This is a genomic window from Oceanicaulis sp. UBA6590, from assembly GCF_002433705.1.
Taxonomy (GTDB): Bacteria; Pseudomonadota; Alphaproteobacteria; order Caulobacterales; family Maricaulaceae; genus Oceanicaulis.
The window spans coordinates 457-21,057 of the sequence record NZ_DJIQ01000067.1; the positions used below are offsets into that span (position 1 = coordinate 457).

Consider the following 20,601-nt stretch of genomic DNA (forward strand, 5'->3'; position numbering starts at 1 on the left):
CGCAAGGTGATGAAGATCGCCAAGGAGCCGATCTCCCTCGAAACCCCGATCGGGGACGAGGAAGACAGCCATCTGGGCGATTTCATCGAGGACAAGAACGCGGTTCTGCCCATCGATGCGGCGATCCACTCCAACCTGCGTGAAACCACCACTTTGGTCCTCGCCTCGCTCACTCCGCGTGAAGAACGCGTGCTGCGCATGCGCTTCGGCATCGGCATGAATACCGACCACACTCTTGAGGAAGTGGGCCAGCAGTTCTCGGTGACCCGCGAGCGGATCCGCCAGATCGAAGCCAAGGCCCTCAGAAAGCTCAAGCACCCGAGCCGCAGCCGCAAGCTGCGCTCCTTCCTCGACAGCTAGAGCGCTGGCGACAGGTCAACACGAAAAGCCCTGCTGGAAACAGCGGGGCTTTTTGCTGTTGGGGCGCAACCAACGCCGCGGCGGGGCGTTGGGTCTGCAAGCGCCTTTCCTTTTCCTGCGCTCTGCGCAAGGCTTGCCGGATGAATCTACTGACCCTGTTTCGCCCTCTCGCCCTGTTGATCCTTCTGGCGAGCGCCTTGGCGCTGTGTTCAGCGCCTGCATTCGCGCAAACAGAAGACGAGCCAGCTGGCGGCGAGATCGCGCTTGAGACCGACGCGCCGTCGGACGCCGCCATCGCCCAACGCATCGCGACTATTTTTGGCGAGATCGATACCCTGTCCGCGGTCGAGATCACCGTTGAGGCCGGGGTCGTCACCCTGACCGGGCAGACCGTGACCGCGGATGCGGCCAACCGCGCGGAGACGCTGGCGCTGCGCGTTGAAGGCGTGGTGACGGTGGAGAACCGGATCGGCCGGGACGTCTCTGTCGCTACACGCGTCGCGCCGGCCGTGGGCGAGCTGGAAACGACGGTGCAGGACCTGGTGCGCGTACTGCCGCTCCTGGCGCTCGCGGTGCTGGTGTTCATGGCGTTGAGCCTTCTGGGCTGGCTGCTGAGCCGCTGGGATGGCCTGTGGCGCGTTCTGACGCCCAATCGCTTCGTCGCCGAGCTTGTGGGCTCGACGGTGTTTGGTCTGTTTGTGGTGTTCGGATTGGTCTCGGCCCTGAACCTGCTGGACGCAACGGCGTTCCTGGGCGCGCTGTTGGGGGCGGCGGGCGTGATCGGGTTGGCGGTCGGCTTTGCCGTCAAGGACACCATCGAGAACTATATCGCCTCGATCATGCTGTCGGTGCGCCAGCCTTTCCGTCCCAATGATCATGTGGTCATCGACGGCCAGGAGGGGCGGGTGATCCGGCTGACCTCCCGCGCAACCGTCCTCATGACGCTTGAAGGCAATCATCTGCGCCTTCCCAATGCCCTGGTGTTCAAGGCGGTCATTCTCAACTACACCCGCAACCCCGAACGCCGTTTTGACTTTGTGCTGGGCGTGGACCCCGAAGACGATCCGTTGTCGGCGATTGAGACGGGGTTGGGCGCGCTGAAATCACTGACTTTCGTGATGACCGAACCCGACCCGTCCGCGGGCATTCGCGAGGTGGGGGATTCCACGATCAACCTGTTCTTCGCCGGCTGGATCGACCAGACACAGTCCGACTTCATGAAGTCGCGCTCGGTCGCGATCGCGACCGTGAAAGCGGCGCTCGACGCGGCGGGCTTCACCTTGCCAGACCCCACCTATCGCCTGCGCATTGATAGCGGCGCCCTACCGTCGGCGTCCCCGTCAGTAAAAACGCCCGCGAGGACGGCGAAGCCGCCCTCAGCGCCGGCAAAACCCGAGCTTGCAGACGCTACGGACGTGGCGCCGGACACTTCGCTGGCCGAGCGCGTCGAGGAAGAGCGTCGAGAGGGCAAGTCGGGCGACCTGCTTTCAGAGGACGCGCCCAGCGAATAACCGGGCCTATCCCGTCCCAATACAGGAGATACCATGAGCCAGTCAGACCTGACCGTCCGCGCAGCGCGCCCCAAGGATGCTGCGGCCATCGCCCGTCTGTCGCGAGAACTCAATGAGGTGGTGGGGGACTCCACCGAGCACTGCACGCCAGAAAACATCAAGAGCACGCTGTTCGGTCAGGATGCGAGCTTTCATGTGCTGGTGGCCGTGCCGGCTGATGGCGAACCCATTGGCTATGCGGTGTGGCATGCCTATTACGATAGCGGACATGGCGGCGCCGGCGCCTGGCTGGCCGAGGTTTGCGTCGGCAAGGCCGGTCGCGGCGAGGGCGCCGGGCGTGCCCTGTTTGAAGCCGTCGTCGAGGATGTGCGCGAGAGCCCGGCGACCTTCCTGATGTGGACCAGTTCTGAAACCGAGGCCGCCGAGGCGCTCTATGAAAGCTCGGGCGGTTACGCCAAGCCTGTGCGCCGCTGGGAGCTCAACGGGCTCTGACTACGTTTTCAGACCTTGATGGACTGTCATTTGGGTGTGGGGCGATTACCCGATACGCTGAGCGCGACTGGGGGATTCATGCTCAAAACCGCTTTGATGATGCTTACGCTGACGGCTCTGCCGGCTACCGCGCAGGAGCGGGCGACGCCGCATCTGGACGCTGTGGACGACGCCGTCGCGCCGATCATGGAGGCGGGGCGGTTTCCAGGCGTTGTTGTGGCGGTGCTCGATCAGGGCGCGCCCGTGCATGTGGGCGAATATGGCTTTGCGAGCCTTGAGCACGCCGCGCCCGCTCGCGCTGACAACGTGTTCGAGCTGGCCTCATTGACTAAGCATATGACGGCGCTGATGGTGCTCAGCCTGGCTGAGGAGGGGCATCTGTCGCTCGATGATCCGCTTTCGCGCTATGTCGAAGACACGCCGGAGGCCTGGTCCGCCATCACGATCAATCAGCTCCTGAGCCATATGGCCGGGCTGGCGCATCGATTTGAGGCGCGGCCCGACGGTGAGTTCCAGATCGCCTACAGCACCGAGGACATGCTGGCGTCTGCCAGGTCGACCCCGATGGAATCGGAACCGGGGACCGATTGGGGCTATTCGGATCAGGGCTATTTCCTGCTCGGACTCGTGATCGAAGAGGTGACACGCCAGTCTTTTGAAGCCGCCCTGCGTCAGCGTTTCTGGGCGCCGCTGGGCATGAGCCAGACACGCATGCTCGATCAGTCCGCCATCGTGCCCCATCGCGCGGAAGGCTATGGCGTTTATGAGGGTGAGCTGGCGCGCAATCGCCGGGTCTGGCAGTTCGGCCTGACGTCGCATTTCGGCGTCACCTCCTCGCTTCAGGATCTCATGATCTGGGAGGCGGAGCTGGATGATCCGCAGGTGCTTGATCCTGACGTGATCGTGCAGGCCGCCGAAATCCAGCGCGCCTTTGATGCAGGCGATAGCTGCGAGCGCTGGGGCTATGCCCGCGGCTGGTGGAGCCACGACGTCAACGGCCATCAGATCACCAGCCATGCCGGCTATTCGGGCACGGCCTATGTGCGCGACATGACGTCGGGGCAGTCGGTGATCGTGCTGACCAATCGCGAGGATGGGGAAGGGTTGGTTTCCCCCATGGCCATCGCCTGGGCGGCGGGCCATGCCGCAGGGATGGACGTGCCCGAAGACGGTCTGACCTGCTGGCGCTAGCGCTCTAGCCGCAGCACGTGCCGCTGGACGGCGCGTGCGGGGAGGGGAGCTCGAATGGATTGCCGGTTGTCTTGCAGCAGGCGCTGCTGGCGCCGGCCGGGCTCAGCTCCACCGTGGCGGAGATGAATTTGAGGCCGTCGAGCTTCGCGATCAGCGCCTCATCGGTGATCGCCAGCGGGCGGTGATCGACGAGATCGGGCGCCTCAAAACCGCTCTCCCTGGCGATGGTAAGGAAGTCGGTCCAGGCCAGCGCGCCCGCCAGGCATTCTCCGTACAGGATCGGGTCTGTGCGCAGCTCGGCGGGCACTTCGCGCTCGGCATAGACATCGGCGAAATGCATCACGCCATCGGGCTTCAGCAGATGGCGAACGCCGTTAAACACGGCAGGCTTGTCGGTGGAGAGGTTGATCACGCAATTGGAGATCACGAGATCAAAGCTCGACGGTTCGAGATCGAGCTGATCGAGCTCCTCGATATAGCCCTTGAGGAAGCGGGTATTGGGCTTGGCGTAGCCGAAGCGCTCGGCGTGCCAGGCTTCATGCTCAAGCGCGACCTTGAGCTGATTGTCGGTCATGTCGACGCCGACGACCTCGCCCGTCTCGCCCACGAGCTGCGCTAGCAGGAACACGTCCCGGCCCGTGCCGCAGCCCAGATCGAGAATGCGTTTTCCCGCAAGGCCTTCGGGGGCGATCAGACCGCAGCCATAATACTTGCTGGCGACCTCGGGGTGGATGTGTGTCAGAGCCTCGAGGATATGCGGTTCCGGGGTGGAGATCTCGCAGCAGGCGTCCGATTTCAGATCGCCGCTCGACTGCAGCACATCGCCGTAATAATCCCGAACCTGATCGCGCATGATGACCCTCGATTGTCTGTGTGCGGCCGGACTGTTTCAGATTTCAGGCGGTCGGTCGATACACGGAATGGTGAAACCGAATAGAGGCTGCACGTATGGCTCAGCACACGCTTGAGATCGAGACCCGCGGGCCGGGGCTTTACGAATTCACGCGCGAGGCGCAGCGCTTTGTGGCGGCGTCCGGCGCGGACGAAGCGCTTCTGACCTGTTTCGTGCGCCATACCTCGGCGTCGGTGGTGATCCAGGAGAACGCGGACCCGGATGTACAGCGCGATCTGCAGGCATTCTTCTCGCGTCTGGTTCCGCGGTCTGACGAGCCGTCCATGAGCTGGCTGAGCCACACCACCGAGGGGCCTGACGACATGCCCGCCCATATCAGGTCCGCCCTGACCGCGTCTTCGGTGGGCGTGCCGGTCAGCGGCGGCCGGTTGATGCTCGGAACCTGGCAGGGGCTCTATCTGTTCGAGCATCGCGACCGGCCGCATGTCCGGCAGATGGTGCTGCACCTGTCGGTCTAGCCGGCGGCTTTCTTCCGACGCAGCAGGCGGCGGAAGCCGATGATGACGCCGGAGATCACCGGCACCGCGATCACCAGCCAGGGCAGGGCGCCGGCGAGGAACAGGATCAGGCTGGCCACGGATTCGGCGAAGACATCGCCCATCTCCTTGAACGCGCGACCGATCGGGTTGAAGGTTTCGGGCTCCACCACCTGGCGCTCGGCCTGATAGTTCAGCGTCAGCAGGGAGGTGTCCACGCGCTGGCGCAGGGCGGCGAGCACGCTGGCCTGCGCGTCGAGATCCGCCTGCACATTCGCCAGTTCCCGCTCGACGGCCAAGAGGTCAGACAGATCCCCGTCACGGGTTTCCAGCAGCTGCTGCAGCCGGTCGCGCAGGGTGGTCTGGGCCTGAACGCGGGCGGCGGTGTCGACAATGCGCGTGGTCAGATCCTCGACCGAGGTCTGGTCAGAGAGAACCTGGCCGCCCAGCTCTTCGGCCTCGGTTTCAAGCCCGGCGCGGAATTCGACGATCCAGTCCGGCGCGGCGCGCAATTGCAGATAGGCGCTGGGGCGCGGGCCGTCGGCATTGTTGACCTGGGCGCGGATCACCTGACAGGTGGCGGGCCCGGCGTTCTGGCAGGCCTCCACATGGGCGGCATGGGCGCCGCCTAGAATGTCGGCGGGCAGCTCGAGGCTGGTCTGGTAGGTATAGGCCAGCAGCGGCCCTTGAGCCGCCTCCGTAGCGCCGTCAGGGCGCTGGACCCGGCTGCCCGAGACCGTGATCTCGTCCGCGCTGGCGCGCATCCGGGAGGCGGGGGGCGGCGGCGCCGGTTCGGGGGCGGCCTCCCTGATCGCGTATTCGGTGGAGGCGCCGCCCGAGACGGGCCGGCTCGCATCTTCGCCACAGCCTGTCAGCACAAGGCCTGCGGCCAGTAGTAATCCCGCTTCACGCCACATGGTCATCCCCTCGTATTGGCCCGGTTTCACCCTATCATGCGCAGGGCGAACCTGAACCAGTCTTGAAGCGCGTGAGGCGATTTTGAGGCGCGACCCTGTCCGCCCCGAGGCGAAGGGGCGCAGCTTGCCGCTTCAGTTGGGCGATGCGTCCGCGCCCCAGTTTGCTAGTCTTCGCCAAAGCGCGATCCTCCGATTCGCGCCCCGCCTGCCAAGGAGCTCGCCATGACCACCGCCCCGCTCGGCTCGAAAGCCAATCCCAGCCAGTATGACTGCCTGCCGGATCTTGCCGAGGACGAACCCTATTTCGTCATCCGCGCCCATGACCCGCTGGCCAACGCCCTGGTCGAACTGCACGCCTATATCGGCGCGGGGCAGGCGGGCGCCGCGCACAACAAGCTCGCCGAGATCATGGAATTGACCCGCGAACAGCCGCCGCGCCCCGCCGGCAGCCCGAAATACCGCGAAACCTTCGCCATCTCCCTGTCCATGGAAGCCTGGCGCGGCAAACACCCCAAATAGGCCCGACCGCGCGGACTTATCCCCCGTGCGAGTCGCATCGGGGTGACTCCTCCTACTACGACTACCATTCGGCTCTCATCCGGGCTCTCAGGACTCGCGCGACTCCGATACCGGAGTCGCGCCGCCTCGCCTTTACCTACCAACCCTGAGAAAGAACCGGGCGGAGTCTAGGCGCGGTTGCGGGGGAGGGGGATGAGTTAAAACTTGAGAGCTGAATTCCCGGGCGAGCAAAGCGATGACCCGGGACCTCTCTCCGCGTAAGGCGCTTTATCCTGATGGAGGCCCCGGCTCTGCGCTACGCTTGGCCGGGGTTTCACTCACATATCCATGTCATTCGCCGGTTTATCCGGCGAACCCATGCCGTGACCTTTGATCCAACCGACCGGCATGGATCCCCCGCATTAAGCGGGGGATGACAGTATTGAGCCTTTAGAGATCGTCATCCTGACGAAGGCCGGGGCCCGGAGATCATCCAGGGCCGCGCACCCGGCTCTGGACCCTGGACGGAGTTTACCCTCAACTCGATTGGGGGCCGGGGAAGGGAAGAATACCTCGGTCCTCGGACTTGATCCGGGGACCCATACCTAGCCGAGCCGCCGCATGGGCCTCCGGGTCAAGCCCGAAGGCCGAGAGGCTGGGTGCACTCTTTTCAACAGTCCCAGTCTCACCGCTACAAACCTATCAAGTTATAAAAATCAATGGCTTGATGGGGTGCCCGGCCGCTGTGTGGCACGAGCTTTATAGCGATGACACTCCACTGGTAACTAGACGAGATAAGTTCGCTTTTGGGTGCTCAGGCCTGATCAGATAGACGCTTAGGAGCAGCGTTGAGCTTGATTGGCGGATAGTCGCGCGACCAACAGCGTCATGTCGATAAGCCCAGAATATTACATACGTAGCTCGAACCTGATCTCATTATTTTGAGCTTGAGGTTAGCCTCTCCAAGAGACCGGGAGAGGGAATATATACGTTTTCGCGACCATCTTTTCTCTTTTTAAAATACCCAGCAGAAACAAGCTCTTCTAAATCCTTTCTCGCTGTTAGATAGGCGACATTGTGAGTTTTTTCGTGCTGAGCGATAGTTATGTATCGGATACGGTTTCGAGCAGCCTCGTTAAGGACAAATGATTGCCTATGATTGATGGATTGGTCATTTAATGCATGCGCAAAAGCATCCAGCTTGCTTTTGCGAAGTTTAACGTATTCAAAAAGATCTTTTAGCGCGTCTTCAAGAACGTCAAGTTGGTGCATAATAAAATAAGTTAAGTCTCCATAATCGCTCTCTGTTTGAAGGTACGCTTTACCATATTTGCTTGGCGCCTTCATTATTGTTTTTGAAATGGAGACATACTCAAGAATCCAATACCCATTTTTAACGACATACCAATAAAATAATGCGCGAGCAGTTCTACCATTGCCATCTACGAATGGGTGATCATAGCCGATCATAAAATGAATTATTATTCCACGTATGAGTGGATGGATGAAGTTTTCATCCGAATCGTCTGTGTTCGCGAAGTCACATATTTCTTGGATTCGGTCCGGCAATTGTGATGCATCAGGCGGATAATGTAGTATTTCCCCACTCAATTCATCTTGAACTGTAACTTGGTCTTCATTGCATCGAAAAACCCCACATTTCGCACCATCATCCATCGTTCCATCGCAAACGATACGATGAATATCTAAAATGATTTTGGGTGTGAGTTTTTGATTTACAATGCTTTTTACGTAGCGCATTGCCCGATAGTTATTGAGCACCATACGCTCGTCCTTAGTTCTTGGCAGGCGCTCTGCTTCAATCATCTCCTTTGCAATTTGACGTGTGGTGGCGGCACCTTCGAGCACAGAACTTGAAAAAGGTTCTTCGATTAGCGACCTAGCGAAATAGCGCTCCTGTTCGTTTCTATTGAGTTCGTAGCCATCTGTGGCGATGGAGCCTGCTGCGCGTTTATCTAGCCTTGAGAGGCGCGCTCGAACGCAACTAGGTTCAGTGAACCAAAAGCGGCTCCCATCTTTCTGAAAAAGATCGACGTTACGTCTAGCGCTCTGTCTGGCGTTCTTTACGCCCATCCAGTGCTCCTCCGGTGTTAGACCTTGTGGCGGAGGCATTCGCTTTAGCTTTTCGTAGTGTGGATAAACTCCACCAGGCATGTCTATGCGGATTGAGAACAGCTTCTTAAGCTTCTCGACGGGCATGTCCTTGAGCTTTTCAGCCATCAGTTCATCGACATTCGGAGTTTTCGGCAGTGACTTCATGATTCGATCCGATAAACGTCAAAAATCATATCAGAACAGGTGCTTAGGGTGGGTTGTTCTCGTTCCGATCTGGTTTATTTTTATAGCCTATAAACGTCCTAACGCGAAGGGCGAAAAATATAATAAATTCAGTGCGATGAACTTTATAGAGATGTTGAGCCGCTACAAGTGCCGATGATACAGCATGGTGCTACTAGCCTGAATGTCTCATATACGAACGTTTCAGGGACGCTCATTCAGCAATTCGCCAGAGGCTATCGACCGTATTGATTTCAATCTCGGTATGCGTCCCGAAATGTCCGCCTTCGGGATTGAGCGGTTAGTCCCCCCTACCCCCTTCACCAACGCCCCCTTAATCGCCATATGACAAACTTGTCAGTGCGAAACGGGTGTTTTTTCCGGCGCGATGGAGTATATCGCACTGCAGCACACTCATGTTCATGACGAGGGCGGAATGCAACTCACCATGATGAAGACCAAGCTTCACCGCGCGGCGGTGACGCAGGCGGACCTTCACTATGAAGGCTCCATCTCCATCGACCAGGACCTGCTGGATGCGGCGGGCATTCTGGTCAATGAGCAGGTGGATGTCCTGAACATCAACAATGGCCAGCGCTTCACGACCTACGCCATCTCGGCCCCGCGCGGCTCGAAGATGTTCGGGATCAATGGCGCCGCAGCGCGCCTGGCGCAGCCGGGCGACCGCATCATCGTGGTGGCCTATGCGGGCATGGCGGCGGAAGAAGCGCGCCAGTTCGTCCCCACGGTCGTGCTGCTGGACGAGAACAATGACGTGGTCAGCGTCGAGGAAGGCTCGGGCCGCAAGCTGGATGCAGCTTAGGCGGTTTTTTGCGGGGCGCTTTTTCGAACGGTAAAACCGGTCCCCACTTTTACTGAAAAAGCGCCTGCCTCGTTATATCAAAAGTAAAACGCCCCGCCGGGATCCGGCGGGGCGTTTTGCATGCGCTCAGGGGGAGTGCATGAAGGTCTGTTTCTGGTCGCTTTTCCGAACCACAAAACCGGTTCCCACTTTTGTTGGAAAAGCTCCTAGTCGAACAGGGCGTCGATCGCGTCCTGATCCATCGCCAGCAGGTCGTCCACATTGGTCTGGTCCGTCTCCGGGCCGCCAATGGCGGGACCGTTGAGGTGGAGCTTGGCCTTGCGTTCTTCCTCGGCCTTCTCGTTGGCCGTGGCTTCGGCGTCGTTCACGCCCATGGTCTGAGCGAAGCGGGCCACGCGCTCCTCGATATGCTTGAGCGAGCTGACCACCTTGGACACGCGCTGACCGGTGAGGTCCTGGAAGGAGCACGCCTCGATGATCTTCGTCATCGCGTCGCTGACTTCCATCTTGTAGGCGTCCAGATCGTCGGTCTCGCTGATCATGAGCGCTTCAGCCTCGCTCATGATGGTCTCGGTCGCCCGTTCGGTGTCGGCGATCAGCGCTTCCAGTTCGGCGCCCGCGCCCGGAAGCCGGGATTCGCGGATGTCGTTGGGGCGCAGATGGGCGATTTCATCACGGGTTTTCGCGATGTACTCGGCGATGGAGTTGAATTCGGCGTGGATCGACTTGTCCAGCGACCCGAAAAACATCTGCATGGTGTCGGTGAGCTGCTGCGCCATGCGCAACACCTCGATCAGCTGCACGTTTTCGAGATCGGAAACCTTTACCGACTCCAGAGACTGGCGTACGCGTGCGGCGACTTCTGCGGCAGGCATGTCGGTCTTCCTTTCAATCCAGCCCTTGCGGGAATTACATCGGACCGTCCCTAATGAGCCGTTAGCCATAGGGGCGGCGCGGGCTCTCCCGGCCTAGAACTCGCCGATGACGGCGGTCATCTTGGCTTTCAGCGTGCCGGCGTTGAACGGCTTGACGATGTAATTGTTCACACCCGCCTTTTTCGCCGCGATCACGTTCTCGGTCTTGGATTCCGCCGTGACCATGATGAAGGGGGTCGCCTTGGTCGATTCGTCCGCCCGCACTTTCTGCAGCAGCTCGTAACCGGTCATCGGCTCCATGTTCCAGTCAGAGATGACCAGACCATATTTCTTCTTCTTCATCTTCTCGAACGCTTCGGTCCCGTCCGAAGCCTCGTCCACATTCTCGAACCCGATCTGCTTGAGCAGGTTCTTGATAATGCGAACCATGGTTTTGTAATCGTCCACCACCAGGATCGGCATCGTCATTTCGACCGCCATGACCCTTCCTCCATCCAATTAACGACCATAAGGACCCCTTAAAAGCTCCACTTTAAGGGCTCCGTACGAACGAGACTGTAGACAAGCGCGGTCAAAATTCGGTTAAACACGCGCCGCAACAGGAAAGGCGGTTACACCATGAGTGAATTTGAAGGCTTCGGCATCACCGAACTGGAAGTGGGTCAAACCGCTGAGATCACCCGGCTGGTCGATGAGAACACGGTGCGGCAGTTCGCCGAGGTGTCGGGCGATTTCAACCCGCTGCACATGGACGAGGCCTATGCCGCGCGCTCGCCCTTCCGCGGACGGATCGCCCATGGCGCGCTGGTGGCGAGCTTCATTTCCTGCGTGCTGGGCAATCATCTGCCGGGGCCTGGCGCGGTGTTCGCGGGCATGACCATGCGGTTTGAACGTCCCGTCCGGATCGGCGATACCGTCATTGCGCGCGCCACGGTCACAGACGTTGACGTCAAGGCGCGGCGCGTGAAACTCGCCTGCGTGTGCGAGGTGGAGGGCCAGACCTGCATGGAAGCCGACGCTGAAGTCATCGTTCGCAAGCGCCGCAAGAGCACGGCGTAAGGCGTGGCGGTCTATCACGGCTATTCCGACCTGCCCGACCTGTCGCGCGGCTGTGTGGCGGCGCTGGGCAATTTTGACGGCGTGCATCGCGGCCACAGGGCCGTGATCGAGACCGCCTGCGCCTTCGCAAAAAGCCTCGACGCCCCGTGTGCGGCGGCGGTGTTCGCCCCGCATCCGCGCCAGGTGTTCGCTCCCGACGCGCCGCCCTTCCTGTTGATGAGCGACAGCCAGCGCGTGCGCGCCCTGAAGGCGGCCGGCGCGGAAGCCGTGTTTCACATCCCGTTTTCAAGGGACATGGCGGCGATGACGCCGGAGGTCTTTGTCCGCGACGTGCTGGCGGACGGGCTGGGCCTGAAGGGCGTGGTGACGGGCGCGGATTTCTGTTTCGGCAAGGACCGGGCGGGCGACGCCGAGGCGCTCAAGACGCTGGGCGAACGATATGGCGTGGCGGTGAAGATCGCCGATGCGGTCAATCTTGAGGACGCCTCGGGCAAGATTTCCTCGACCAATGTGCGCAATGCCCTGCGTGAGGGCGATGTGAAGACCGCAGCGGCGCTGCTCGATCGTCCCTTCGCCATCGAAGGCGAAGTGTCCCAGGGCGATCAGCGCGGGCGCCTCCTGGGCTTTCCGACAGCGAATATTGCGCTGGGGGAGTATCTGCGGCCGAAATTCGGCGTCTATGCCGTGCGCGCGCATCTGCCGTCAGGGCGGACTGTCCCCGGCGTCGCCAATCTGGGCTCCCGCCCGACCGTGAACGGGACCGAGGCGCGGCTGGAAGCGCACCTGTTTGACTTCTCGGGTGATCTTTACGGGCAGGTGCTGGAGGTCGAGCTGATCGACTTCATCCGCCCTGAGCAGAAGTTTGACGGGCTGGATGCGTTGAAGGCGCAGATCGCGGCGGACAGCGCCACGGCGCGGGAGATTCTGGGGGTTTAATTCCTTAGAGCTGACTATGATCTTGTTATGCAGCTCACTTGAGCTCTGAAAGACTGGTTAGGTATCTAAAGTGAGGTTTTTATGAATAACGAATTTCAAAGTTGTCGAATTTCAGAGATTCATGAAAATGTAAAACTAATTTCTCGAAATCTAGATCAAGAAGAAGGTTTGTATTGCGATTTAAGTCTAGAAGGTAATGAGGTTGTACTTTCCGGGAATCGTGCCGCATTGCTTAGTCTGGCATGGAGAGTGTTGGAGCTGGCGGATGTGCAGGTTCCGGGTAAGCATTTCACGATTGATATTGCGGACATCGCGCCGGATGCCAATTGCTCACTCACAATTGCGTTTCGGCCTGATCCGCCCCGAATTGAAGTTTGATGGGCTGGACGCGCTGACAGCGTGACCGCGCGGGAGAGGCTGGGGGTTTAGGCTTTCCAGCGCTGAAACCCCGGCCAAGCGCAGCGCAGAGCCGGGGTCTCCATCAGGATAGGGCGCTTTAGGCGGAGGGAGGTCCCGGGTCTTCGCTGCGCTCGCCTGGGAATTCAGGATGGGATCCGCCTGAAGAACCGCACCACCGTGTCGCCCGCTTCCAGCGTGTCCAGAAGCTCCCAGCCCTTGGCGGTGACCTCGACGCCCTTGCGCTCTTCCAGCACGGCGATGGCGTCGTCCTTCACCCACGCGCCCTCCACCAGGCGGGCGAGGGCGGTGTCGCCCAGCCCTTGCGCGTAGGGCGGATCGAGGAACACGAGATCAAAGGGCGTGCCCATATTGGCGGGCTTTGGGCCGAGATCGGTCGCGCTGCGCCGGTGCAGCTTGGTGCAGCCAAACAGCTGCAACGCGTCCACATTGGTGCGGATGGCGCCGCGGGCGGCGGGATCGGTCTCCACAAACAGGGCAAAGCTCGCGCCGCGGCTGATCGCTTCCAGGCCCAGAGCGCCCGAACCGGCGAACAGATCCATCACGCGCAAGCCCTCAAGCTCCACGCCCCATTGGGCGTGGGTGAGCTTGTTGAAGACGCTTTCGCGCACGCGGTCGGTGGTGGGCCGGGTCTTGTCGCCCTTGGGGGCGGTGATGGCGCGGCCCTTATGAGCGCCGGCGACGATCCGCATCTTTTCTGCCTTCAGCCTTCTTGCCGCCTGAGCCCTTGGGGTCAGAGCGTTTGGAGGATTTGGGTTTCTCGTTGGCCTTGGGTTTGGCTTTCGCCCAGCCCTTGGCGGTTTTGGACTTGCCGCCCGCGGGCATGATGGAATCCGCGTCGAGACCCGCCCTGGGCTTGCCGCCGGATTTCTGATGCGGACGGTTCGCCTTGGGCTTGGCTTTCGCCGTGCCGGTGCGGGTGTCGGGCTTGGCGGTCTCGCCGGGCTTGAGCGGCAGGCCGTCCGTGTCGAGCGGGTAGAGCTTGCCCAGCTGGTCGCGCAGGACGCTGAGCTTGCTTTCAGAGATTTCCCCGCGCTTGAGCGAGCCGAGCTGGAAGGGGCCATAGGCGACCCGCATCAGCCGGTTCACGGTCAGACCGACGCTTTGCAGCACCTTCCTGACCTCGCGGTTCTTGCCTTCCTTGATGCCCACGGTCAGCCAGACATTCGCGCCGGTGCGGCGATCGACGGTGACTTCGACGGGGCCATAGACCACGCCGTCCACCACCGTGCCGTTTTCCAGCTCGGCCAGCGCCTTGTCGGACGCATTGCCATAGGCGCGCACGCGATAGCGGCGCGTCCAGCCGGTGGAGGGCAGTTCGAGCACCCTTGCCAGCTCGCCGTCATTGGTGAGCAGCAAGAGGCCCTCGGAATTGAGGTCGAGCCGCCCGACCGAGATCACCCGGCCCATATCCTGGGGCAGGGTCTGGAACACCGTGTCGCGGCCCTGAGGATCGCTGTGCGTGGTCAGAAGGCCCACTGGCTTGTGATAGCGCCAGACACGCGTCGGCGGGCGCTGACCGATGCTCTCGCCGTCCACGCGCACATCATCGCCCGCCATGACCTTGAAGGCGGGGGTGCGCAGGATCTCGCCATTGACGCTGACCCGGCCCTTCTCGATCAGCCGTTCGGCCTCGCGCCGCGACGCAATCCCGGCATGAGCCAGAACCTTGGCGATGCGTTCTCCGCCCTCTTCTTCAGGCGTGTCGGGGGTAGACGGGGTGTCGGTCAAAACTTGCCAGCGCTCCAGGCCAGAGGTAAGGCCCGCTCATGACGACGATGAAACCGACGCCCGAGCAGGATCGTGAAACCGGCTTTATGCGGCGAGCACTGGGTCTTGCGCAAGCCGCCGCTGCCGCGGGCGAGACGCCCGTGGGCGCTTTGATCGTTGATCCCGAGACGGATGAAGTGATCGCCGAGGCGGGCAACGCCCCGATTTCAGACTGCGATCCCACCGGCCATGCCGAGATCCGCGCCCTGCGCCTCGCCGCGCAAAAGCTGGGCAATTACCGCCTCACCGGGCTGGAACTCTATGTCACGCTCGAGCCCTGCGCCATGTGCGCGGGCGCGATCAGCCATGCCCGCATCGGCAAGGTGATCTATGGGGCGTCCGACCCCAAGGGCGGGGCGGTCGATCATGGTCCGCAATTCTTTGCACAGCCCACCTGTCATTGGCGGCCCGAGGTTCAGGGCGGCGTGCTGGCCGATGAAGCCAGTGAGATGCTGAAAGCCTTCTTCCGAGCGCGGCGCAAGGCGAAGGGCTAGGCCCAGCCAAACCACATCATGAAGCCGCGCAGGGCGCCCAGCGGGGCGAGCACCAGGTCGAAGATCAGCCACAGCCATTTGACCATCATGGCGTCGCGGACCACGGCGGTGATCCAGCCGGCTAGCGCGACCACGCCCAGACAGCCGCTGCCGAAGCATCCCCCGCGTTCGCGGACCTGAATAATCATCATGATGTCTTGCTCCTGTCCCCCGACCGGCCTTCAGACCATGTCGGGACGGAGGGGGAGCGGGTCAAGGCTTGGACTTGGGCGGCGTGGCCTGACCGGCCGCTTCCTGCTGCATGTCGAAGGCTTCGACCGTGGCGTAGATCTCGTCCATGGCGGTGAAGACATAGGGCTCGCTGTCATCGCATTGATGGCCGGGCGCGAAGGTGTCCGCCAGGATGCGGGCGGCGTTGTTGGCGTCTCTGATGGTGCTGGCGTCCACCACATAGAGCGGGCAGGCGACGGTCTGGTAATCGTCCGGGGTGAGCGCCGTGATCAGCAGAAGGTCCTGGCGCTGCATGGGGGGCTCGCCTGCGGGCTCCTCCGTTTCGTTGGGGTCCGCATCCATGTTCGGCCCCTCGCTGATATAGCGATGGATGGTGGCGTAGACGCCCTCGGCATCCATGCGCCATTCGATCGTATTGTGGAAATTGCCGAACAGAAGCTGGGCCGGCGGACGATAGAAATCGGTGCGCTCGCTGCCGTTGAAGGCGTAGGAAATCCCGCTGCCATGCTCGCTGGCGCGGAAGAACACGCTCCAGTTTTCATAGCCGGGGCAGGCGCTTTCCCAGACCGGCTCGCCTTCGAGCTGATAGCTGGGGCAGGCGTCGATCTGCACGTAGGCGCTGGACGGCTCGCTCTGGGCGAGGGCGGAGGTGGAGTAAGCGCCGAGTGCGGCAAGCGCCAGAGCCGTGCGAAGCATGATGTCGTCCCCTGTAAACTGCCCGCTCATACTCGCCTGTTGGGGCGGAAACTCAAGCGCCTGCGAGCCGCAGGTCGAGCCCGGCCTGAACGCCCGGCCATTCTTCAGGCAGGATGGAGAAGAAGACCGTATCCCGCCGATCCCCGCGCCAGGTGCGGGTATGACTGCGCAGCGCGCCTTCCCGGATCGCGCCCAGCTTGAGCATGGCGGCCTGGCTGCGCTCATTGAGGTGATGGGTCTTGAGCTCCACCCGTTCCGCGCCGCCGGAGAAGGCCTGTTCGAGTAACAGCGCCTTGCAGGCCGGGTTGGTGACCCCGCCACGCCAGGCCGCGCCATACCAGGTCCAGCCGATTTCCACGCGCTGATTGTCGCGGTCTATCTGCAGGAAGGCGGTGTGGCCGGCATAGGAGCCCGTCGCCCTGGACCAGACCGCATGGCTGATCTGGATCCGGCTCTCCTGACCCTTCAGCATCATGTCGAACCAGGGATCAAACCAGACGCCGTCGCCGCGTTTGGTGGTCAGCGCCCAGATCTCTTCATCCTGCGCCAGCGGGCGCAACGCCTCGCGATGGCTTTCCTTGAGCGGTTCAAGGCGCACATGAGCGTTCTCAAGCAGTTCAGGCTCAAGCAGCATTGTCCGCCTCCAGGTCAAGCGTCATGAAGACATTGAAGTCACTCGCCTGATAGCCGCCAAAGGGCGGGCATTCAGAAAAGCCCAGCCGGGCGTAGAGGGCCAGCGCCGCATCGAACCCGGCTGTATTGCCGGTTTCCAGCCAGAGCGAGCGATAGCCGCGGCTGCGCGCTTCATCGATCAGATGCGCCATCAGGGCCCGCCCGGCCCCCTTGCCGCGTGCGGCCTCGGCCACATGCATGGATTTGACCTCGCCAGAGCGGTCATCGAGCGCCTTCAGGGCGACAACGCCCAGCAGGGTCTCGCCGTCACGGGCGCTCCAGAAGGTGATGTCGGGCGTCTTCAGGCCCGCCACGTCGAGAAAGTGACAGGTGTCGGGCGGGGATTCTTCGAGCGCGAAGGCGGCGTGAACTTCAAGAAGCGCGGTTATGTCGGCGCGGGCGGGGTCGTCCGGTGCAATCAGAATGGAGGACATGACGGGGCCTTTCACCCTTGAAATTGCTGCACATGCTAGCACGACACTCCGCAGGCGCCATTGTGACGCAGGGTTTTAAGGCTGGATTTCTGCGCCGACATGTCCATAATTAGATAAGCTCTTAAGAACTGATCGTCGGTCCCGCTCCGGATCGTCGCCAAGGGGAGGCCTGTCGCCATGAATTTTGAATACTCCGACCTGTGCAAAGACTATCTGGCGCGCGTCCGCGCCTTCATGGACGAACACATCTATCCCAACGAGCCGGTGTATGCCGCCCAGATGGCGGCGTTCGGAACCGATCGCTGGCAGGTCCCCGCCATCATCGAGGACTTGAAGGCAAAGGCCAAGAGCGCGGGTCTGTGGAATCTCTTCCTGCCTGACAGTGACGAGGGCGCGGGCCTGTCCAATTCCGATTACGCGCCGCTGGCCGAGGAAATGGGCCGGGTGCCGTGGGCCAGCGAGGTGTTCAACTGCGCCGCGCCGGACACCGGAAACATGGAAGTCTTCGTGCGCTACGGCACTGAAGAGCATAAGCAGAAATGGCTCAAGCCGCTGCTGGCGGGCGACATCCGCTCGGCCTTCCTGATGACTGAACCGGCCGTGGCCAGCGCCGACGCCACCAATATCGAATGCCGGATCGAGCGCGATGGCGACGAATACGTCATCAACGGCCGCAAATGGTGGAGCTCGGGCGCCGGTGATCCGCGCTGCAAGGTCTTCATCGTCATGGGCAAGACCAATCCGGACGCCGATGTGCACTCCCAGCAGTCCATGGTCGTGGTCCCCGCCGACGCCAAGGGCATCACCATCGAGCGCTTCCTGCCGGTTTTCGGCTATGACGACGCGCCGCACGGCCATATGGAGATCAAGCTCGAGAATGTGCGCGTGCCCGCTTCCGCTATCCTTCTGGGCGAGGGCCGGGGCTTCGAGATCGCTCAGGGCCGGCTTGGCCCGGGCCGCATCCACCACTGCATGCGCACGATTGGCGCCGCCGAGCGGGCGCTGGAGCTGATGGTCAAGCGCCTGATGAGCCGGGAGGCCTTCGGCAAGCCGATCATCAAGCATTCGGTCTGGGAAGGCCGCATCGCCACCGCCCGCATCGAGATCGAGCAATGTCGTCTTCTGACGCTGAAGGCGGCGTGGATGATGGACACGGTGGGCAACAAGGTCGCCCGCGGCGAGATCGCCATGATCAAGGTGGCTGCGCCGCGCATGGCGTTGAAAGTGATTGACGACGCCATTCAGGCCCATGGCGGCTGCGGCGTCAGCAATGACACCCCGCTGGCCTATTCCTATGCCGGCATCCGCACCCTGCGCATGGCGGACGGCCCGGACGAGGTGCACGAACGCACGATCTCCCGGCTCGAAGCCAAGAAATGGCTCAACGGCTGAGCCCCCTCTGAGACGCCTGAAGCCCCGGTCCTCGACCGGGGCTTCCTGTTTCTGACGATATGACTGCACATAAAGTGATCTGGATTGCGCATGCTCGCGTAAAGGCGATCAAGCAATCCGTGAGATGACAATGTTCGAGTATCCTGCGCCCTGGATCATCGCCGGCCTGGCCGCCCTTTTGGGCTTCGGCATGGGCTTCGCCGCCCTGGTGACGCCGCGCTGGGCGCAAAGCGTTGTGCGTCTGGCGCCCGACCCCCGCTGGAAGGGCGGCTGGGCGGAGTTCCGCGCCAGCTTTGGCGGCGCGCTGTGCCTGCTGCATGGCGCGGTGCTGCTGACCCTGGTCATGAGCTTCCAGGCGGGCGCCGGCGCGGTGATGGGATCGAGCTTCGCCGCCAGCCTGTACTGGCTGGGCATGGTGATCGGTCGCGGACTCTCCATGCTGGCGGACGCCGAGCAGGAGACGCGCACGAGCTATAACCTGATGGGTCTGGGCTTCGAGCTGGTCATGGCGGGCGCGCTGGGCGCGCCCTTCCTGAGCCATCTGGGCGGCTAGGCCCCTTCGGCAATGCTCCAGGCGTATTCGGCCATCGGCTTGACCAGAGCGCCCATTTCCTTGGCCTTTTCATTCGACGCATTGCCCTGCAGCGAGCGGGCATAGACGCCCTGAACGATGCTGGTCAGGCGGAAGATGTTGTAGGCGAAGTAGAAATCGAGCTTCGGGATGCCGTCGCGGCCCGTGCGCTCGCAATAGGCCTTCACGTATTCCTCTTCGGTGGGAATGCCCATCGCCTTGAGATCCTGACCGAGGAAACCGTTGCGGATGTCCTTGGGCGTGCGCCATTGCATCAGCTGATAGGTGAAGTCCGCCAGCGGATCGCCCAGCGTGGACAGCTCCCAGTCGAGCACCGCGATGACCCTGGGCTCGGTGGGGTGGAAGATCATGTTGTCGAGGCGATAATCGCCATGCACCACGCTCGTGCGCTCCTGCGCCGGGGCGTGTTCAGGCAGCCATTCGATCAGCTTGTCCATCGCCGCGACCGTCTCGGTTTCCGCCGCCTTGTACTGCTTGGACCAGCGACCGATGGAGCGCTCGAAATAATTGCCCGGCTTGCCGTAATCCCCGAGGCCCGCCGCCTCATGGTCGATGGAGTGCAATTGGGCGAGTGTGGCGTTGGATGCGTCATAGATCGCGCCGCGCTGATCGGGGCTGAGATCGGGCAGATACGGGTCCCAGAAGATCCGGCCTGCAACGAAATCCATGATGTAGAACGCCGTGCCGATGACGCTGTCATCCTCGCACAGGCCAAACATGTGCGGCGCGGGGAAGCCCTGTTCGCCCAGCGCCTTCATCACCCGGTATTCGCGATCCACCGCGTGCGCGGACGGCAGCAGCTTTCCCGGCGGCTTGCGGCGCAGCACGTATTGCGCCCCCGGGGTGGAGAGCTTGTAGGTGGGGTTCGATTGCCCGCCCTTGAACTGCTCGACCGTCAGCGGTCCCTTGAAGCCTTCCACATGCTCGGCCATCCAGCGCTCGAGCGCAGACTGGTCAAACTTCAGCGCGTCAGCGACCGGCTTGGTGCCGGAGAAGGTCTCGTCAAGTTGGGACATGGGTCGGGGTCACTCTTGCTTGTCTAAGTGGAAATCCCGGACGGTCCTCTAGACCGGTCCGGGACCTCTATGCCGGTTTTGCACCAAAGCCTTGATAGCCCCGGATCCGCGCCCTGCGCCGTCCGGGGCCAGGCCGTTACTCTTCGTTCTTGTGCACCACGCCGCGGGCCATGACGAAGTCGATGTCCATCAGCTCTTCGATGTTCTCGAGCGGATCGCCATTGGTCGCCACGATGTCGGCGGAGAAACCCGGCGCGATGCGGCCGATCTCGTCCTCCAGCTGCACATGACGCGCCCCCACGGTGGTGGCGGTGGCCAGCGCTTCCATCTCGGTCATGCCCGCCATGGTGTAGAGCAGGAATTCGCGCGCATTGTCGCCATGGGCGGAGACGCCGGAATCGGTGCCGAAGGCGATGGTGACGCCGCCCTCATGGGCGCGGCGAACCATTTCCAGCATCAGCGGGCCGACGACGCGGGCCTTGGCGGCCTGGAAGGGCGTCATCCAGCCGGCATCGGCCTGGTTGGCCACCCATTCGCC

At 62.0% G+C, this 20,601-nt stretch carries 26 protein-coding genes; 13 read left to right on the plus strand and 13 right to left on the minus strand.

Annotation, left to right across the window (positions count from 1 at the left end):
* From B2Z70_RS14060 to B2Z70_RS14075, 4 genes are all read left to right on the plus strand, one after another.
* A partial coding sequence (locus B2Z70_RS14060; RefSeq protein ID WP_292984102.1) for a sigma-70 family RNA polymerase sigma factor occupies positions 1-360 on the plus strand: 360 nt, incomplete at its 5' end.
* A 140-nt stretch (positions 361-500) separates the two neighbouring features.
* Positions 501-1,871, plus strand: coding sequence for a mechanosensitive ion channel domain-containing protein (locus B2Z70_RS14065; protein ID WP_292984104.1), 1,371 nt, complete (start codon positions 501-503; stop codon positions 1,869-1,871).
* Between the two features lie 33 nt (positions 1,872-1,904).
* Positions 1,905-2,363: a GNAT family N-acetyltransferase gene (locus B2Z70_RS14070; protein ID WP_009803120.1), complete on the plus strand. Its 459-nt coding sequence runs from the start codon at positions 1,905-1,907 to the stop codon at positions 2,361-2,363.
* A 96-nt stretch (positions 2,364-2,459) separates the two neighbouring features.
* Positions 2,460-3,554 (plus strand): serine hydrolase domain-containing protein, encoded by a 1,095-nt coding sequence (locus B2Z70_RS14075; protein ID WP_292984106.1) that lies wholly within the window; start codon positions 2,460-2,462, stop codon positions 3,552-3,554.
* Between the two features lie 4 nt (positions 3,555-3,558).
* Here the strand turns inward: B2Z70_RS14075 and B2Z70_RS14080 are convergent, their stop codons facing one another.
* Positions 3,559-4,407: a methyltransferase domain-containing protein gene (locus tag B2Z70_RS14080; RefSeq protein WP_292984108.1), complete on the minus strand. Its 849-nt coding sequence runs from the start codon at positions 4,405-4,407 to the stop codon at positions 3,559-3,561.
* Positions 4,408-4,502: 95 nt separating this feature from the next.
* Between B2Z70_RS14080 and B2Z70_RS14085 the strand changes: the two genes are divergently transcribed.
* Positions 4,503-4,925 (plus strand): secondary thiamine-phosphate synthase enzyme YjbQ, encoded by a 423-nt coding sequence (locus B2Z70_RS14085; RefSeq protein WP_292984110.1) that lies wholly within the window; start codon positions 4,503-4,505, stop codon positions 4,923-4,925.
* On the opposite strand, the gene B2Z70_RS14090 is transcribed toward B2Z70_RS14085, so the two are convergent.
* Complete coding sequence (locus B2Z70_RS14090) at positions 4,922-5,860, minus strand: DUF4349 domain-containing protein (protein WP_292984112.1); 939 nt, start codon at positions 5,858-5,860, stop codon at positions 4,922-4,924. The genes B2Z70_RS14085 and B2Z70_RS14090 overlap by 4 nt on opposite strands.
* A 222-nt stretch (positions 5,861-6,082) precedes the next feature.
* On the opposite strand from B2Z70_RS14090, the gene B2Z70_RS14095 reads away from it, so the two are divergent.
* Positions 6,083-6,379: an aspartate decarboxylase gene (locus B2Z70_RS14095; RefSeq protein ID WP_292984113.1), complete on the plus strand. Its 297-nt coding sequence runs from the start codon at positions 6,083-6,085 to the stop codon at positions 6,377-6,379.
* A gap of 915 nt (positions 6,380-7,294) precedes the next feature.
* Here B2Z70_RS14095 and B2Z70_RS14100 read toward each other — a convergent pair.
* Positions 7,295-8,638, minus strand: coding sequence for a Fic family protein (locus B2Z70_RS14100; RefSeq protein ID WP_292984114.1), 1,344 nt, complete (start codon positions 8,636-8,638; stop codon positions 7,295-7,297).
* 454 nt (positions 8,639-9,092) lie between these two features.
* Between B2Z70_RS14100 and panD the strand changes: the two genes are divergently transcribed.
* A complete protein-coding gene (gene panD / locus B2Z70_RS14105) occupies positions 9,093-9,479 on the plus strand; it encodes an aspartate 1-decarboxylase (protein ID WP_292984115.1) in 387 nt (128 codons plus the stop codon).
* Positions 9,480-9,685: 206 nt separating this feature from the next.
* Here panD and B2Z70_RS14110 read toward each other — a convergent pair whose 3' ends face one another.
* Together B2Z70_RS14110 and B2Z70_RS14115 are read right to left on the minus strand one after the other, a co-directional pair.
* On the minus strand, positions 9,686-10,354 hold the full coding sequence (locus B2Z70_RS14110) for a protein phosphatase CheZ (RefSeq protein ID WP_009803128.1): 669 nt from the start codon (positions 10,352-10,354) through the stop codon (positions 9,686-9,688).
* Positions 10,355-10,447: 93 nt separating this feature from the next.
* Positions 10,448-10,834 (minus strand): response regulator, encoded by a 387-nt coding sequence (locus B2Z70_RS14115; protein WP_009803129.1) that lies wholly within the window; start codon positions 10,832-10,834, stop codon positions 10,448-10,450.
* A gap of 138 nt (positions 10,835-10,972) precedes the next feature.
* Here B2Z70_RS14115 and B2Z70_RS14120 point away from each other — a divergent pair, with 138 nt between their 5' ends.
* The 3 genes from B2Z70_RS14120 (at position 10,973) to B2Z70_RS14130 (ending at position 12,727) form a co-directional block, all read left to right on the plus strand.
* On the plus strand, positions 10,973-11,413 hold the full coding sequence (locus tag B2Z70_RS14120) for a MaoC family dehydratase (protein ID WP_009803130.1): 441 nt from the start codon (positions 10,973-10,975) through the stop codon (positions 11,411-11,413).
* A gap of 3 nt (positions 11,414-11,416) precedes the next feature.
* A complete protein-coding gene (locus B2Z70_RS14125) occupies positions 11,417-12,349 on the plus strand; it encodes a bifunctional riboflavin kinase/FAD synthetase (protein ID WP_292984118.1) in 933 nt (310 codons plus the stop codon).
* An 81-nt stretch (positions 12,350-12,430) separates the two neighbouring features.
* Positions 12,431-12,727 (plus strand): hypothetical protein, encoded by a 297-nt coding sequence (locus B2Z70_RS14130; protein ID WP_292984120.1) that lies wholly within the window; start codon positions 12,431-12,433, stop codon positions 12,725-12,727.
* A gap of 164 nt (positions 12,728-12,891) precedes the next feature.
* On the opposite strand, the gene rsmD is transcribed toward B2Z70_RS14130, so the two are convergent.
* Both rsmD and B2Z70_RS14140 read right to left on the minus strand, forming a co-directional pair.
* Complete coding sequence (rsmD, locus tag B2Z70_RS14135) at positions 12,892-13,458, minus strand: 16S rRNA (guanine(966)-N(2))-methyltransferase RsmD (RefSeq protein ID WP_292984122.1); 567 nt, start codon at positions 13,456-13,458, stop codon at positions 12,892-12,894.
* Complete coding sequence (locus B2Z70_RS14140) at positions 13,433-14,497, minus strand: pseudouridine synthase (RefSeq protein WP_292984124.1); 1,065 nt, start codon at positions 14,495-14,497, stop codon at positions 13,433-13,435. The genes rsmD and B2Z70_RS14140 overlap by 26 nt, the downstream gene beginning before the upstream one ends.
* Positions 14,498-14,544: 47 nt before the next feature.
* On the opposite strand from B2Z70_RS14140, the gene tadA reads away from it, so the two are divergent.
* Complete coding sequence (tadA, locus tag B2Z70_RS14145; protein ID WP_414690873.1) at positions 14,545-15,030, plus strand: tRNA adenosine(34) deaminase TadA; 486 nt, start codon at positions 14,545-14,547, stop codon at positions 15,028-15,030.
* On the opposite strand, the gene B2Z70_RS14150 is transcribed toward tadA, so the two are convergent.
* The 4 genes from B2Z70_RS14150 to B2Z70_RS14165 all read right to left on the minus strand — a co-directional run bounded on the left by B2Z70_RS14150 (position 15,027) and on the right by B2Z70_RS14165 (position 17,063).
* A complete protein-coding gene (locus tag B2Z70_RS14150) occupies positions 15,027-15,221 on the minus strand; it encodes a hypothetical protein (RefSeq protein WP_009803135.1) in 195 nt (64 codons plus the stop codon). The genes tadA and B2Z70_RS14150 overlap by 4 nt on opposite strands.
* Before the next feature lie 61 nt (positions 15,222-15,282).
* Complete coding sequence (locus B2Z70_RS14155; protein ID WP_292984129.1) at positions 15,283-15,957, minus strand: hypothetical protein; 675 nt, start codon at positions 15,955-15,957, stop codon at positions 15,283-15,285.
* Positions 15,958-16,009: 52 nt separating this feature from the next.
* On the minus strand, positions 16,010-16,591 hold the full coding sequence (locus B2Z70_RS14160) for a GNAT family N-acetyltransferase (protein ID WP_292984131.1): 582 nt from the start codon (positions 16,589-16,591) through the stop codon (positions 16,010-16,012).
* A complete protein-coding gene (locus tag B2Z70_RS14165; protein ID WP_292984133.1) occupies positions 16,581-17,063 on the minus strand; it encodes a GNAT family N-acetyltransferase in 483 nt (160 codons plus the stop codon). The genes B2Z70_RS14160 and B2Z70_RS14165 overlap by 11 nt, the downstream gene beginning before the upstream one ends.
* 177 nt (positions 17,064-17,240) lie before the next feature.
* On the opposite strand from B2Z70_RS14165, the gene B2Z70_RS14170 reads away from it, so the two are divergent.
* On the plus strand, positions 17,241-18,455 hold the full coding sequence (locus tag B2Z70_RS14170; protein ID WP_009803139.1) for an acyl-CoA dehydrogenase family protein: 1,215 nt from the start codon (positions 17,241-17,243) through the stop codon (positions 18,453-18,455).
* Between the two features lie 130 nt (positions 18,456-18,585).
* A complete protein-coding gene (locus B2Z70_RS14175) occupies positions 18,586-19,008 on the plus strand; it encodes a hypothetical protein (protein ID WP_292984136.1) in 423 nt (140 codons plus the stop codon).
* On the opposite strand, the gene B2Z70_RS14180 is transcribed toward B2Z70_RS14175, so the two are convergent.
* Both B2Z70_RS14180 and B2Z70_RS14185 read right to left on the minus strand, forming a co-directional pair.
* On the minus strand, positions 19,005-20,063 hold the full coding sequence (locus B2Z70_RS14180) for a phosphotransferase (RefSeq protein ID WP_292984138.1): 1,059 nt from the start codon (positions 20,061-20,063) through the stop codon (positions 19,005-19,007). The genes B2Z70_RS14175 and B2Z70_RS14180 overlap by 4 nt on opposite strands.
* A 136-nt stretch (positions 20,064-20,199) precedes the next feature.
* Positions 20,200-20,601 (minus strand): amidohydrolase family protein (locus B2Z70_RS14185; RefSeq protein ID WP_292984140.1); only part of this gene is annotated, 402 nt, incomplete at its 5' end.